This window comes from Streptomyces sp. NPDC048419 (assembly GCF_043200415.1).
Lineage (GTDB): Bacteria > Actinomycetota > Actinomycetes > Streptomycetales > Streptomycetaceae > Streptomyces.
Genome location: NZ_JBICXT010000004.1, coordinates 363,447 through 376,858 on the forward strand (window position 1 = coordinate 363,447; position 13,412 = coordinate 376,858).

Sequence of the window (13,412 nt, forward strand, 5' to 3'; positions counted from 1 at the left end):
CCGTGGCACTGCTCCGACATGGCTCACGCACCCGGCGCCGCGACACCTCGGGCAACCGGATGTGGATCTGGTTCATGCTGCCGGGCACCCTGTGGATGACCGGTTTCCTGATCGCCTCACTCGCCCTCGTCGCCGTCCTCGCCGTCGGCACCACCGACGAACTCGGCAACCCCCGCTTCGGCTTCGACCTGTCCGGCATCCGCGCCCTCGCCGACCCCGCCTACACCGAGGTGCTGGCCCGCTCGCTCGGCTACGCCCTGCTGACCTGCGCGATCTGCCTGCTGATCGCCTATCCGGTGGCGTACACGATCGCCCGGTACGGCGGCCGCTACAAGAACGCGCTGATCGCCGCGATCGTCGTGCCGTTCTTCGCCAACTACCTGGTGCGGATGTACGGCTGGTCGGTTGTCCTCTCCGACGACGGACCGGTGCTGCGCACCCTGCGCGCCATCGGACTCGCCGACTCGGACACGAAGATCCTCAACACCGGTGTCGGCGTGGTCGCGGGTCTCGTCTACGGCTTCGTCGTCTTCATGATCATCCCGCTGTACGCGGCCCTGGAACGCCTCGACATCTCCCTCATCGAGGCCGGTCGCGACCTGTACGGCGGCCCGGTCCGCACCTTCTTCTTCGTCACCCTGCCCGCCACCCGCCAGGGCGCCGCGGCCGGCCTCGTCCTCGTCTTCCTGCCCGCCATGGGCGACTTCGTCAGCGCACAACTGATGGGCGGCCCGGACCAGATCATGATCGGCAACCTCATCCAGGACAAGTTCTTCCAGGGCCAGAACTGGCCGCTCGGCTCCGCGCTCACCATGCTCCTGATGCTGGTCCTGCTGATCGGGATGTTCGGCTATCTGCGGCGCACCCGCAAGGACGAGGCGGAGGCCCGCCGATGACCATGGTCAAACTGCCCGCCGCGGGCGCGCCCGCCCGCCCGGCCGCCAAGGCCCGCACCCGGCGCGGACACGCCGAGCGCAAACCGCGCATCCTCATCGCCGTCACGGCGCTCTTCTTCGCCCTGCTCTACCTGCCCATCGGCGTCGTGGCGCTGTTCTCCTTCAACTCCAAGAAGTCCCTGACCGTCTTCGGCGGATTCAGCCTGCGTTGGTACCGCGCCTTCGCCCACGACGACGTGATCATCGCGTCGTTGGGCACCAGTCTGCGCATCTCCCTGGTGGCGATGGTCGGTTCGGTCGTCCTCGGGGTGGCGCTGGCACTCGGTCTGGTCCGCTGCCGCACCCGCCTCGGCTCACTGGCCGGCCTGGTCATGCTGGTACCGCTGATCACGCCGGAGATCGTCACCGGCGTCGCCTCGATGCTGCTGTTCAAGGGCCTGGGCATCGCCCTGTCCACCGGCACGGTGATGCTCGCCGAGATCACCTTCTCGATCTCCTACGTCACCGTCATCCTCCGCTCCCGGGTCGCCGCCCTGAACCCGGAGGTGGAGGAGGCCGCCATGGACCTCGGCGCCACCCGCTGGCAGGCGGTGCGGCTGGTCACCCTGCCGGCCCTGCTGCCGGCGGTGCTCGCCTCCGCCGTACTCATCTTCGCGCTGGTCTTCGACGACTTCGTCCTCGCCTACTTCACCACCGGCGTCGACCCGCAGCCGCTGTCGGTGCGGATCTACTCGGCGATCCGCTTCGGGGTGCAGCCCACCATCAACGCGGTCGGCACGCTGATGCTCGCCGGCTCCATCGCCCTGATCGCCCTGGCCCTGTTCATCCCGCGCCTCTTCGGCCGCCGCGGCGGCCTCGACATCCTCTCCGGGGAGTGACCCTCATGGACGCGACGACCCCCGCCGTCCGGCTCGACGGCGTCTCCAAGCAGTTCGGTGACTCCTACGCCGTCCACCGCCTCGACCTCGACATCGAGGCCGGCCACTTCTTCTCCCTGCTGGGCCCCTCCGGCTGCGGCAAGACCACCTCGCTGCGCATGATCGGCGGGTTCAGCGACCCCACCGAGGGCTCGGTGCTGCTGGCCGGCGAGGACGTGACCGACCTGCCGCCGAACCGGCGCAACGTCAACACCGTCTTCCAGAGCTACGCCCTCTTCGACCACCTCAGCGTCACCGACAACGTCGGCTTCGGGCTGAAGCGCAAGGGCGTCGCCAAGGCGGAGATCCGCCAACGCGTGGGCGAGATGCTGGAGTTGGTGCAGCTCGACGGCCTCGCCGAGCGCAGGCCCCGTACGCTCTCCGGCGGCCAGCGCCAGCGCGTCGCCCTCGCCCGGGCGCTGGTCAACCGGCCTGCCGTACTGCTCCTCGACGAGCCGCTCGCGGCTCTCGACCTGAAGCTGCGCCGTCAGATGCAGGTGGAGCTCAAGCAGATCCAGCGCGAGGTCGGCATCACCTTCGTCTTCGTCACCCACGACCAGGACGAGGCGCTGACCATGTCCGACCGGATCGCCGTGATGAACGAGGGCCGCATCGAGCAGTACGGCACCCCCGAGGACATCTACGAGCACCCCGCCAGCCGCTTCGTCGCCTCCTTCATGGGCACCTCCAACCTGATGAGCGGCACCTACCGCGACGGCCAAGTCGCCCTGGAGCAGGGCCCCGCGCTGCCGGTCGGCACCCGTTCGGAGATCAGCGACGGCACGGCGGTCAGCGTGTCCGTGCGCCCGGAGAAGATCTGGCTGTCCGACTTCGAACCGGGCATGTCGAAGCTGAGCGGACAGCTCCGCGAGACCGTCTACAGCGGCCCGACCACGACCTATCTCATCGAACTCGCCCCCGGCGTCACCCTGTCGGTGCTGGAGCAGAACACCGACCGCGCCCGCATGGAGGACCGCTGGAGCGGCGGCGAGACGGTGGAGTTCGGCTGGCGCCCCGAGCACTGTCTGGTCCTGGCCTGAGCCACCCCCTGATCGAAAGCGATACCCATGCATCACGACGTGATCGTGCTCGGCGCCGGTCTCGCCGGGCTCTCGGCCGCCCGCGACCTGGCGGCCGCCGGCACCGACGTGCTCGTCCTGGAGGCCCGGGACCGCGTCGGCGGCCGGGTCGAGCAGACCCGCACCCCCGACGGCCGTACCGTCCAACTCGGCGGCGAAGTGGTCGGCCGGGGGCACACCGCCTACCTCCAACTCGCCAAGGAACTCGACCTGGAACTGGTCCCCAGCTATGTCGCCGAGCCCGGCCGCATGACGCGGGCCACGCCGGAAGGGCTCTCGGCCGGCGATCCGCCGCACTGGTTCGGCCCCGGCGACGCGGCCCAACACACCGAACTCAGTGGAGAGTTCAGCGCGCTGGCCGCCACAGTCGACCCCGACGACCCCTGGTCGCATCCGGACGGGGCCGCCCTGGACCGCCTCTCCGTCGCCGACTGGCTGCGCTCCCGGCAGGCCTCCCCCGCCGTGGTGCGCCTGTGGGACATCGGCCAACTCGCCCTGGCCGGCGGCTCCTACGAGCGGATCTCTCTGCTGGCCGCCCTGCGCAAGAGCGCCGCGGTACCCGGTTCCGGCACGGGCGACTACGACTACGACGACTGGGAGGGACTGCGGCCGGCCGAGGGCTCTGCGACGCTCGCCGAGGTCATGGGCCGCGAACTGGGCCCGCGCGTCCGGCTCGGCGCGCCCGTCGCCGCGGTCGGCATCCGCCCCGGCCGGTGCACCGTGCGACTGGCCACCGGGGAGATCCTCACCGCGGGGGCCGTGGTGAGCGCCCTGCCGGTGGGACCGCTGCGGTCGGTGGCCGTCACCGGTGTGAGCGACGCCCGCCTGGCCTCCCTGCACCGCCAACGCCACGCCGTCGCAGCGAAGTTCGCGGCCGTCTACGGCGATCCGTTCTGGCGCGCCGACGACCTCAACGGCCTCTCGGAAGCCGAAGGTGTCCTGGGCAGCACCTGGCCGCAGAGCGAGGGCGTCCTGTCGGCGCTCATCCCTCCCGAGCGCTACGGCGTCCTGCTGGGCACCCCGTCCCACCTGCGCATCCCCGAACTCCTGGCCGAGATGGCCGCCATGTTCGGCGAGGAGGCGCTCCAGCCGACCGCCTGCCATCTGCGGCTGTGGGGCACCGACCCGTGGACCCAGGGCTACGTCACCCAGTGGCCGCCGGGCGAGGTCATGGCGGTCGGCCCCCTGCACGGCACCCATGAACCGCCGTTCTACGTCTGCGGTTCCGACCAGTGGGTCGCCGGATACATGGAGGGCGCGGTCCGCACCGGTCGCGCCGCCGCGGAGGAGGCGCTGCGCCGTGGCTGACGTCCTCAACCACATCGGCGGCAAGGAAGTACCTGCCGCCTCCCATCTCACCCAGTCACTCATCGACCCTGCCGTCGGCCTCCCGCACGGGACGGCTCCCCTCTCCGGCCCCGAGGACGTGGACGCCGCCTGCCGCGCGGCCCAGGAGGCGTTTCCCGGCTGGGCGGCCACGCCCCCCGGACAACGGCAGACGGCATTGCTGCGCATGGCCGACGCCCTGGAGCGTGCGGCGGACGCGCTGGCGGATGCCGAGGTGACGGACACGGGGAAGCCGCGTGCACTGTTCCTGACGGATGAACTCCCGGCGATCGTGGACGTGTTGCGGTACTTCGCGGGGGCCGCCCGTAACCTGCCGGGCGCGGCGGCGGCCGAGTACACGCCGGGCCGTACGTCGATCCTGCGCCGTGAGCCGGTCGGTGTCTGCGCGCAGATCACCCCGTGGAACTACCCGCTGATGATGGCCGTGTGGAAGGTCGCGCCCGCGCTGGCCGCGGGCAACACGGTCGTCCTCAAACCGTCCGACACCACGCCGTCGTCGGCGGTGCTCCTGGCCCGGCTGGCCGCCGAGCACCTGCCGCCCGGTGTGCTGAACGTCGTGTGCGGCGACCGGGACACGGGCCGCTCGCTCGTCGCCCACCCGCTGGTCCGGCTGGTGGCCGTCACGGGAAGCGTCCGCGCCGGGCAGGAGATCGCCGCCGCGGCGGCAGCGGACCTGAAGCGGCTTCATCTCGAACTCGGCGGCAACGCACCGGTGTTGATCCACGAGGACGCCGATCTCGACGACGCCGTGGAGCAGTTGTCGTCCCTCGCCTTCTACAACGCGGGCCAGGACTGCACGGCCGCCACCCGGCTCCTGGTGCACCACCGGGTCCACGACGCCTTCCTGTCCACCTTCGCCGAGCGGGCGGCCGGGCGCCGGCCCGGAGCACCGGACGACGAGCACGCCGACTTCGGTCCACTGGCCAATGCCGGTCAACTCGCCGCCGTACGAAGGACGTTGGATCGGCTGCCACAGCATGCGGAGATCGTCGTGGGGGGTGCGGCGCTCCCCCGGCCCGGCTACTTCCATCAGGCCACGGTGGTCGCGGGAGTGCGGCAGCGGGACGAGATCGTGCAGGGCGAGGTGTTCGGGCCGGTCGTCACCGTCCAGCCCTTCGCCGACGAGTCCGAGGCGTTCCGTCTGGCCAACGACGTGCCGCAGGGGCTGGCCGCGAGCGTGTGGACGCGCGACCACGACCGTGCGATGCGGGCGAGCCGTGCGCTGGACACCGGCATCGTCTGGGTCAACACCCATGGCACGACGGTGTCGGAGATGCCGCACGGCGGCGTCCGCCACTCCGGCCACGGCAGCGACCTGTCCCTGACCGGCCTGCTCGACTACACCCAGGTCAAGCACGTGATGTTGTGACGGGACGCCTCTGCGCGGACTCCGGTTCAGGATGCCGCGTCAGAGCTTCGCCCCGAAGTCCTGTGTCCACCACGGGCCGCCCGAGCCCTTGTGGACACCCACACCGATGTCCTTGAACGAGCAGTTGAGGATGTTGGCGCGGTGACCGGGGCTGTTCATCCAGGACTCCATCACCGCTGCCGGGGTCTGCTGGCCCTGGGCGATGTTCTCGCCGTACGTGGACCACTTGTAGCCCGCGGCGGTGATGCGCTGCCCGGGGTCGGCGCCGTCCGGGTTGGTGTGGTCGAAGAAGCCGCGGGCGGCCATGTCGTCGGAGTGGCCCTGCGCGGCCTTCTCCAGTTGCGGGTCCTCGGTGAGCGCGCCACAACCGGCCTTGGCCCGTTCCTCGTTCACCAGCGCGACGACCTGCGCGACGGTGCCCGACGGCGTGGACGTCACCTGCGGTGCGGCGAGCGGAGTCGTGGTGGGGGTGGTGGACGGCCGGGGCGTCGTCACGGTCTTCTTCGCCGGGTGCGTGGCCTTGGAGGCGGTGGCCTTCTTGGTCCTGGACGCGGAGGGCGGCTCGGATATCGAGACGGCCGGGGAGGGCTCGGCGGCGCTCGACTCCGACAGGTCCGCGACGGGGGCGTCCGCGGCCGGTTCGGTGGTCGTCGACCCGGTGCCTCCGGTCCCGTTGTCCGCGCCGAAGTACCAGAGGCCGCCGCCGGCCACACACGCCGCGACGACCGCGCCGCCGACGGCCCGGCGCCGGTTGCGACGGCGGCGGCGCGCCTCGCTGCGGGAGACGGTCCGGCCGCGCCCGGCACGGTGTCCACCGTGGTCTGGTGAGGCGGCGGCGCGGGTTGCCGGGCCGCCGACGGCCCTTCCGGCCTCGGCGGTCCCGAAGCACGCGGCGCGCACGTTCTCCCGCAGCGAGGGGGTCATGGCGACGAGCGCAAGCCCGGCCAGGAGCCCCTCCGCGGGCATCAGCCCGCTCCACAGCCCGGAGCAGTGCACGCAACCGCGGGCGTGCCGGGCTATTCGCTTGCGCCACAGCGCCGAGGGCCGGCCGTCCCAGGCGCCGAGCATGCCGCGCAGCTCCTCGCACGGCGGCTGCGCGTCGAGGGCCCGCACGACCACGCGGGCCGCCTCCAGCTGGGCCTTCATCCGCTGCACCCGTACGGCCGTGTGCTGCGGTGACAGTTCCAGGGCGGCGGCGACCTCGGGGCGGGTCAGCTCGCCGGCGCACTCCAGCCACCACAGCGAGAGCAGTCCCCGGTCGTCCGGCTCCAGCCAGCGCGTGGCGCGCGCGGTCTCCTGGCGCTGGCCCGAGAGCTGGAGCCGCACCATGGTCAGGTCCACGAAGTCGGCGCCCGGATCGGCGAGTTCCGCGGCCTCCTCCACCCCGCCCGTCGCGAGCTGCCGGTCCTGCCAGTGCTTGCGGACCTCGTTCATGGCGATCGCCACGAGCCAGGAGCGGAAGCTCTCGGGGGTGCGCAGTCCGCCGAGGCCGTCGAGGGTCCGCAGCATGGTCTCCTGGACCACGTCGTCGACGTCGACCGAGCCGTTCAGCGCCCGCCCCACGATGTTGTAGACGAGCGGGAGATACGCACTGACCAGGGCGTCCTGAGCCTCCGGATCGCCCCCTCGGGCGGCGGCCACCAGGGCCACCGGCTCCACCGTGCGCTGTGTACTCATGAAAGCTTCCCGTCCTCGACGTCGAACGATCCTGCCCGATACCTGGGAGACCGGTCGGTGGGTCTCGGATAACAGTTCTTCGGACAGGTGCGCCAAGAGACAAGGGTGGGACGTGTGTTGTCCCTGTTCAGAGCGTGAAACGAGGGCGTGGGGATGTGGTGAGCGTCACACCCCCACGCCTACGCCTACGTCAGGCGGATCGCCGGACCGAACGCGGTCACGCGGTGTCGCCGGGGTGGGAGCACAGTCCGCCGCGGAAGTTGCTGTCGTACCAGGCGCCCGTGGCGTCGTAGTCCAGGATGGTGCGGCCCGGGCCGACGCAGCGGTGGTAGTCGCCCCGGGCCCACCGCGTGACCTGGATCCAGACGTTGGTGTCCGTCGCGCAGTGCTCGTAGCTCGCGCGCCCGTCGTCGCCGCCGGCCTCGTTCCAGCCGCAGTTCTGCAGCTTCGGGGTCGCCGGGGCGGCCGGCGCGGACCCCGCGCTCGCGGGTTCGGCCATCGCTCCGGCCAGCGCCCCGGCCGCCGCGACGGCGACGAGCGCACCGACGACCCGGCTACGGCGGGAACGGCGCGGCCGGGCCACGGCGGGGTGTTCGCTTGCAGACATGTCGGCTTCCCTTCGACGTGGAGGCCCAGGTCAGGCCCCGCATGCACACCAAAATGCCGAAAGCCGACATGTCCCGTCCACGCCATTCGACGGGAGTCGAATGTGTCGCGTGGGGGGCCTACGTACACCCCTCATTCGGAGGACTGTCCCATCCTCGCGCGCCGCCTGATCCGGTTGGCTGGTGATCGTCACCGATCGGGAACCAGACCCGCGACACAGGGGGACACGACCATGCAGATGCCGTCGTCGAAGAAGGCCGGCGCCGCCGTGCTCATCGCAGCACTGCTCGCGGTTGCCTCGCCCATGGCAGCGACCGCCGCCACCGGGCACACATCCGCGAACCGCCGCTACACCGAGGCCGCGCTCCGGCAGGACCTGGCGGCCGTACGGCAGGCCGGCGGAGGTGATGTGAACGTGCTGGCCCGGGTCGACGGGCCGCACGGCGGACCGCTCATGGCGCGCATCGGCACCCGGACGGCCGGCTCCTCGGACCCGATCCCGTGGAACGCGCACTTCCGCGTGGCCAGCACGACGAAGACGTTCACGGCGGTCGTGGTCCTCCAACTCGCCGCGGAGAAGCGGCTGTCGCTCGATGACACCGTCGAGCACTGGCTGCCGGGAGTCGTCGCGGGCAACGGCAACGACGGCCGCCGTATCACCGTCCGCGACCTGCTCCGCCAGACCGGCGGCCTGTACGACTACGTCGACGACCCGAAGATCCAGGACCGGCTGATCAACCACTTCGACGAGAGCCGCTACGACACCACCCCGGCGGCCGACCTGGTCGCGGTGGCGATGAAGCACCGGCCGGTGTTCGTCCCGCGGCCGGGCGGCGCCACCCGGTGGGCGTACTCCAACACCAACTACCTGCTGGCCGGGATGATCGCCGAGAAGGCCGGAGGCGCGAGCTGGCAGGAGCTCGTCGAGCACCGGGTGATCGCCAGGCTGGGGCTGCGCGACACCTCCGTACCCGGGCTCGACCCGCATCTGCCCGATCCGCACGTGAACGCATACCTGACGGGCCCTGACGGCAAGCGTCTCGACGTCACCGAGCACAGCCTCCAACACACCGCGGACTCAGGCGTGGTGAGCACCACCGCCGACCTGAACACCTTCTTCCGCGCCCTGGCCGGCGGCAGGCTGCTCCCGGCCGGGCAGTGGCGCGAGATGCGGCAGACCGTGCGGCGGACCGACGACCCGGAGGACGTTGCCGAGATGCCCGAGGGCACCTACGGCCTCGGGCTGCGCAAGATCCCGCTGTCCTGCGGCGGTTTCTACTACACCCACGAAGGCGACGGAGCAGGCGTCAACACCCGTCCCGCCGTGAGCGCGGACGGCAGGCGCGCGGTGACCGTCTCCATCACGACCACCACCGCCCCGCCGGACCTGGCCGCCCTCAACCGCGCGACGGGCGCGCTGGTCGACCACGCCCTGTGCACCGAGCCCCCCAAGCGTTCCCCGAGCAACTGACCAAAACCCCAGATTCCTGGGGTATGCGCACGTAATGCCCTGTTTGAGACTGAGGTCATGAACACCTCGGAAATCACCCTCACGAGCAACAAGGACATCGTGCGCGCGTTCATCGACGCGCTGTTCACCAAGGGCGACCTCGGTGCCGTCGACGACTACCTCGCCGAGGACTTCGTCAACCACAACCCTCCCTTCGGCGCACCGGGCGACCGTGAGGGCATGCGCTCCGCCGGTGCGTTGTTCCGGTCGGCCTTTCCCGACTGGCACAGCGAGCCGCACCGGCTGATCGCCGAGGGCGATCTGGTCGTCGAGCACTTCACCGCGTCCGGCACACAACGCGGTGAAGTGCTCGGCGTGCCCGCCCCGGCCGGGCAGCGCATCGTGAGCCTGCACGGGATCAACATCTTCCGGGTCCGGGAGGGACGTATCACCGAGCAGTGGTGCCAGCTCGACGAGCTCGGCGTCCTGCGTCAACTGGGACTCGTCCCCGCCCCGGCGTAATGTCGAAGGCATGGCGGGAGCGACGGCCGCGGCGGCGCGCCTGGAGCACCGGGTGACGGGCATCCAGACGCTGTGCCGGGCAGGGCAGGACGCGGACGCGCTCCGCACGGGCTTCCTGTACCGCCTGCGCAGGATCATGCCGGTGGACGCGGCCTTCTTCGCCACGGTCGACCCGGTGACGCTGCTGTTCACCTCCGCGGTGGCGGAGGAGCCGCTCGGTTCGGTGACGCCGCTGTTCCTGGAGAACGAGTTCGGGCGCCGGGACGTGAACAAGTTCGCCGCGCTGGCCGAGACGGCGCCCGCCGTCTCCTCGCTCGACCGGGCCACGCACGGTGACCGCGCGAGCAGTGCCCGCTACCGTGAGGTGATGGCTCCGCTGGGCCTCGGCGACGAGCTGCGCGCGGCACTGGTGGTCGGCCATCGCTGCTGGGGCGTGCTGTGCCTGCACCGCGAGGACGCGCCCGCCGGGTTCTCCGCCGAGGAGCTCGAACTGGTCCGCCGCCTGGCCCCGCATCTCGCGGGCGGGCTTCGCCGGGCGGTCACCGGTGGCGCCTTCGGCGCGCCGCCGTCCGTCTCGCCCGCCGAGGGCCCACCGCCCGGGATCGTGGTGCTCGACGACGGCCTCGCCCTGGTGTCGATGAATCCCGAGGCGGAGGAGTGGCTTGCCGACCTCGCCGACCATCGGTGGCCCGGCTCAGGTGAGCTGCCCGTGCCCCTCCATGCGGCCGCGGCCCGGCTGATCCTCGCCGAGCGTGCAGACCCGGCGGTGTGCCCGCCTCCGACGGCCGTCCGCCTCCGCGGCCGCTCCGGGCGATGGCTCTCCCTGCACGCCAGCCGGCTGCCGGACCCGTCCGGTCCGCGCATCGGCATCGTGATCCAGGCCGTTCCACCGGCCGAACTCGGCTCCATGCTGCTGAGCGCATACGGCCTCACCGAGGCCCAGCTGCGGGTGGCCGCCCTCATCCTCAAGGGCCGCTCCACCCGCGAGATCGTCTCCGAGCTGCACATCTCCGGCAACACGGTGCAGGAGCATCTCACGGCGATCTTCGACAAGTTCGGTGTCCGCAGCCGGCGGGAACTGGTGGCCGCGGTGCTCGCGGGCAGCGGTCCCCGGGGCTGACGGCGGAGCTTCCTGTCCTACGCCCGTGCGCATGTGGCTACTCGGGCCAGTCCGAGTCCTTGATCACCTCGACGAAGTCGCCGCGTACGAATCCAGGCTCGAAGTGGGCCAGGACATCCGCCTTGACGTTGCCGAACGTCGTCTCGGGGCGGTCCTTGATGCCGTCGGTGAAGGCGGCGAGGATCCGGTTCTTGAAGTCGGGGCGCGGATGGGCCGCGGTGACGGCCGCGCGCTGTTCGTCCGAGACGGCGTGGTAGCCGATGCCGAGGACGTCCAGCTCCACGCCCCGGGTGACCAGGGCGACCTCGGGCGCCATGTGCAGCGGGATCTCCGGGGTGGTGTGCAGGGCGATCGCCGTCCAGACGCGGTCGGCCGGCTCGCCGGTGACGCCGTGGCTCTGCAGGAAGCGGCGGGCCTCGTCGGCGCCGTCGATCTCGAAACGCTGGTCGGCGCGGCGGAAGCGGTCGGTCAGCCCCAGGTCGTGGAACATGGCGCCGACGTAGAGGAGTTCGGGATCGAAGCGCAGCCCCTGCTCCCGGCCGCGCAGCGAGCCGAACAGGAACACCCTTCGGGAGTGGTCGAACAGCAGCGGCGAGGCGACGTCCCGTACGAGCTCGGTCGCCTCCCTGGCCAGTGTGCTGTCCGGGATCTGCACGCCCGCGATCGAATCACTCATGATGTCGCCTTCCTCCGCATGTCTGACCACTGCCTGACGGTCGATCCACGACCTCCTTCAGATTCCTCGGGTGCCGTAGGCTGGCGCCATGTCCTTTCTGCCGTATGAACCACATATTCAGACATGACGCATCGGGTCGCCTTCCTGGTGTTCGACGGGGTGACGCTGCTCGACGTCAGCGGCCCCCTGGAAGTGCTGCACCGGGCGCGACGGCCCGGCCCCGCCTACGCACCGGTCCTGGTCTCCCCGTACGGCGGCGACGTCATGACCTCCTCGGGTCTGGTGCTGGCGCAGACCGTCGCGGCGGCCGCCGCCGGGCCGGTCGACACGCTGGTGGTCGCCGGAGCCGACGTGCTCGCCGAGCAGCCTCCGGGGGCGGACCTGCTGGCAGCGGCGGCCCAACTCGCCCGGCGGGCGGCGCGGGTGGCGTCGGTGTGCAGCGGTGCCTTCGTCCTGGCCGAGCTGGGCCTTCTCGACGGGCGCAGGGCGACGACACACTGGCGGCACGCCGAGACGCTCGCCGGCCGCTACCCCCGCGTCCAGGTCGAACCGGACGCCCTGCACATCCGCGACGGCCGGTACGTCACCTCAGCGGGCATCAGCGCCGGCATCGATCTCGCCCTCGCGCTGGTCGAGGACGACCACGGGGCGGACGCTGCCCGGGAGGCCGCCCGCGAGCTGGTCGTCTTCATGCAACGCCCGGGCGGGCAGTCCCAGTTCTCCACGGCCCTGCAGACCCCGCCGGCCCGCAGCGACCTGCTGGGACGGCTGATCGCGTCCGTCCTCGCCGACCCCGCCGCCGACCACAGCCTGCCCGCCATGGCGGCGTCCGCCGCCGTCAGCACCCGGCACCTGACCCGGCTGTTCCAGACCGAGTTGAACACCACGCCCGCCCGCTGGGTCGAGCGCGTCCGTCTCGACCGCGCGCAGCAACTCCTGCTCGACGGCCACAGCGTGACGGCGGCGGCCGAGCGCAGCGGACTCGGCAGCGACGAGACCCTCCGCCGCGCCTTCGCCCGCCACCTGGCCACCACCCCGACCGAATACCGCAGCCGCTTCACGACGACGCGCCGGCAGGACCAGCGGCGGGCTCCGCGTGGCGACGCGCCGTGCGGGTCTCGCGGGAATGCCACTCCTGGCGCCGCTACGGGACGTTCCACGCGGAGAGGAACGGTCGCCCGTCCTCCGTTGCCAGGACACTCACAGTCCCCGGATGCGGGTGGCCGAGCAGTCGGCTCGCCGACGCGTCCAGGCCCAGCCAGCGCACCGTGAGGACGCGCGCCAGATGACCGTGCGCGACCACGGCGACGTCACCGTCGCTCAGCAGCGGCCGGATCCGGTCCAGCACCGCGTCCGCCCGCGCGGCCACCTGCTCGAGCCGCTCACCTGGATGGTCGGCGTCGCCGGGAAGGACGCCGTCCCGCCACAGGTCCCAGCCGGGCCGCTCCTGACGGATCTGTGCCGCGGTCATTCCCTCGTAGCCGCCGTAGTCCCACTCGGTCAGATCGGGATCGGGCCTTGTGCCGGTCAGGCCCGCCAGCTCGGCCGTTCGCAGGGCGCGGCCGAGCGGGCTGCTGAACACGGCGACGAGCGGGCGTCGGGCCAGCCGGGGACCGAGCGCCTTGGCCGCCGCCTCCCCCTCGTCCGTCAGCGGAACGTCGGTGCGGCCCGCGTGCCGGCCCGACAGGCTCCACCCGGTCTGGCCGTGCCTGATCAGTATCAGTTCCCCCATGGGTGAGCACGCTAGCTGATC

At 71.7% G+C, this 13,412-nt stretch carries 12 protein-coding genes and 1 pseudogene; 9 read left to right on the forward strand and 4 right to left on the reverse strand.

What is annotated here, in order from left to right; translation table 11 throughout:
* Window positions 1-2: 2 nt before the first annotated feature.
* Genes ACGFYN_RS12020 through ACGFYN_RS12040 form a run of 5 tightly spaced genes read left to right on the forward strand, consistent with a single transcriptional unit; the run spans window position 3 to window position 5,608 of the window.
* Window positions 3-896: an ABC transporter permease gene (locus tag ACGFYN_RS12020; RefSeq protein ID WP_393865664.1), complete on the forward strand. Its 894-nt coding sequence runs from the start codon at window positions 3-5 to the stop codon at window positions 894-896.
* Window positions 893-1,774, forward strand: coding sequence for an ABC transporter permease (locus ACGFYN_RS12025; protein ID WP_393865665.1), 882 nt, complete (start codon window positions 893-895; stop codon window positions 1,772-1,774). Before ACGFYN_RS12020 ends, ACGFYN_RS12025 begins: the two co-directional genes overlap by 4 nt.
* Before the next feature lie 5 nt (window positions 1,775-1,779).
* Window positions 1,780-2,853: an ABC transporter ATP-binding protein gene (locus tag ACGFYN_RS12030; RefSeq protein WP_393865666.1), complete on the forward strand. Its 1,074-nt coding sequence runs from the start codon at window positions 1,780-1,782 to the stop codon at window positions 2,851-2,853.
* Window positions 2,854-2,880: 27 nt separating this feature from the next.
* Window positions 2,881-4,200 carry a flavin monoamine oxidase family protein gene (locus ACGFYN_RS12035; protein ID WP_393865667.1) on the forward strand — a complete coding sequence of 440 codons (1,320 nt, stop codon included), beginning with the start codon at window positions 2,881-2,883 and terminating at the stop codon, window positions 4,198-4,200.
* The gene (locus tag ACGFYN_RS12040; protein WP_393865668.1) at window positions 4,193-5,608 is read left to right on the forward strand and encodes an aminobutyraldehyde dehydrogenase; all 1,416 of its coding nucleotides are present in this window, start codon (window positions 4,193-4,195) and stop codon (window positions 5,606-5,608) included. The genes ACGFYN_RS12035 and ACGFYN_RS12040 overlap by 8 nt, the downstream gene beginning before the upstream one ends.
* A gap of 39 nt (window positions 5,609-5,647) precedes the next feature.
* Here ACGFYN_RS12040 and ACGFYN_RS12045 read toward each other — a convergent pair whose 3' ends face one another.
* The gene (locus ACGFYN_RS12045) at window positions 5,648-7,285 is read right to left on the reverse strand and encodes a sigma-70 family RNA polymerase sigma factor (protein ID WP_393865669.1); all 1,638 of its coding nucleotides are present in this window, start codon (window positions 7,283-7,285) and stop codon (window positions 5,648-5,650) included.
* A gap of 217 nt (window positions 7,286-7,502) precedes the next feature.
* Entirely contained in the window at window positions 7,503-7,892 is a 390-nt protein-coding gene (locus ACGFYN_RS12050; protein ID WP_393865670.1) for a DUF6355 family natural product biosynthesis protein, read from the reverse strand.
* A 231-nt stretch (window positions 7,893-8,123) separates the two neighbouring features.
* Here ACGFYN_RS12050 and ACGFYN_RS12055 point away from each other — a divergent pair, with 231 nt between their 5' ends.
* The 3 genes from ACGFYN_RS12055 to ACGFYN_RS12065 are packed head-to-tail and all read left to right on the forward strand — an operon-like array spanning window position 8,124 to window position 10,983.
* Window positions 8,124-9,362: a serine hydrolase domain-containing protein gene (locus ACGFYN_RS12055; RefSeq protein WP_393865671.1), complete on the forward strand. Its 1,239-nt coding sequence runs from the start codon at window positions 8,124-8,126 to the stop codon at window positions 9,360-9,362.
* 57 nt (window positions 9,363-9,419) lie between these two features.
* A complete protein-coding gene (locus ACGFYN_RS12060) occupies window positions 9,420-9,863 on the forward strand; it encodes an ester cyclase (protein WP_393865672.1) in 444 nt (147 codons plus the stop codon).
* Window positions 9,864-9,873: 10 nt separating this feature from the next.
* Entirely contained in the window at window positions 9,874-10,983 is a 1,110-nt protein-coding gene (locus ACGFYN_RS12065) for a LuxR C-terminal-related transcriptional regulator (protein ID WP_393865673.1), read from the forward strand.
* A gap of 37 nt (window positions 10,984-11,020) precedes the next feature.
* Here ACGFYN_RS12065 and ACGFYN_RS12070 read toward each other — a convergent pair whose 3' ends face one another.
* Window positions 11,021-11,659, reverse strand: a complete 639-nt coding sequence (locus ACGFYN_RS12070; RefSeq protein ID WP_393865674.1) for an HD domain-containing protein — start codon at window positions 11,657-11,659, stop codon at window positions 11,021-11,023.
* Window positions 11,660-11,782: 123 nt separating this feature from the next.
* Here ACGFYN_RS12070 and ACGFYN_RS12075 point away from each other — a divergent pair.
* A pseudogene (locus ACGFYN_RS12075) lies at window positions 11,783-12,733 on the forward strand (GlxA family transcriptional regulator); the annotation flags it as partial.
* A gap of 70 nt (window positions 12,734-12,803) precedes the next feature.
* On the opposite strand, the gene ACGFYN_RS12080 reads toward ACGFYN_RS12075, so the two are convergent.
* The gene (locus ACGFYN_RS12080; RefSeq protein WP_393865675.1) at window positions 12,804-13,391 is read right to left on the reverse strand and encodes a histidine phosphatase family protein; all 588 of its coding nucleotides are present in this window, start codon (window positions 13,389-13,391) and stop codon (window positions 12,804-12,806) included.
* Window positions 13,392-13,412: the final 21 nt, after the last annotated feature.

Bases quoted from the DNA above. Each gene is read 5' to 3' on its own strand.
- ACGFYN_RS12080 (WP_393865675.1), bottom strand. From the start codon at position 13,391: ATGGGGGAACTGATACTGATCAGGCACGGCCAGACCGGGTGGAGCCTG.
- ACGFYN_RS12055 (WP_393865671.1), top strand. From the start codon at position 8,124: ATGCAGATGCCGTCGTCGAAGAAGGCCGGCGCCGCCGTGCTCATCGCA.
- ACGFYN_RS12030 (WP_393865666.1), top strand. From the start codon at position 1,780: ATGGACGCGACGACCCCCGCCGTCCGGCTCGACGGCGTCTCCAAGCAG.
- ACGFYN_RS12025 (WP_393865665.1), top strand. From the start codon at position 893: ATGACCATGGTCAAACTGCCCGCCGCGGGCGCGCCCGCCCGCCCGGCC.
- ACGFYN_RS12060 (WP_393865672.1), top strand. From the start codon at position 9,420: ATGAACACCTCGGAAATCACCCTCACGAGCAACAAGGACATCGTGCGC.
- ACGFYN_RS12035 (WP_393865667.1), top strand. From the start codon at position 2,881: ATGCATCACGACGTGATCGTGCTCGGCGCCGGTCTCGCCGGGCTCTCG.
- ACGFYN_RS12070 (WP_393865674.1), bottom strand. From the start codon at position 11,659: ATGAGTGATTCGATCGCGGGCGTGCAGATCCCGGACAGCACACTGGCC.
- ACGFYN_RS12065 (WP_393865673.1), top strand. From the start codon at position 9,874: ATGGCGGGAGCGACGGCCGCGGCGGCGCGCCTGGAGCACCGGGTGACG.
- ACGFYN_RS12050 (WP_393865670.1), bottom strand. From the start codon at position 7,892: ATGTCTGCAAGCGAACACCCCGCCGTGGCCCGGCCGCGCCGTTCCCGC.
- ACGFYN_RS12045 (WP_393865669.1), bottom strand. From the start codon at position 7,285: ATGAGTACACAGCGCACGGTGGAGCCGGTGGCCCTGGTGGCCGCCGCC.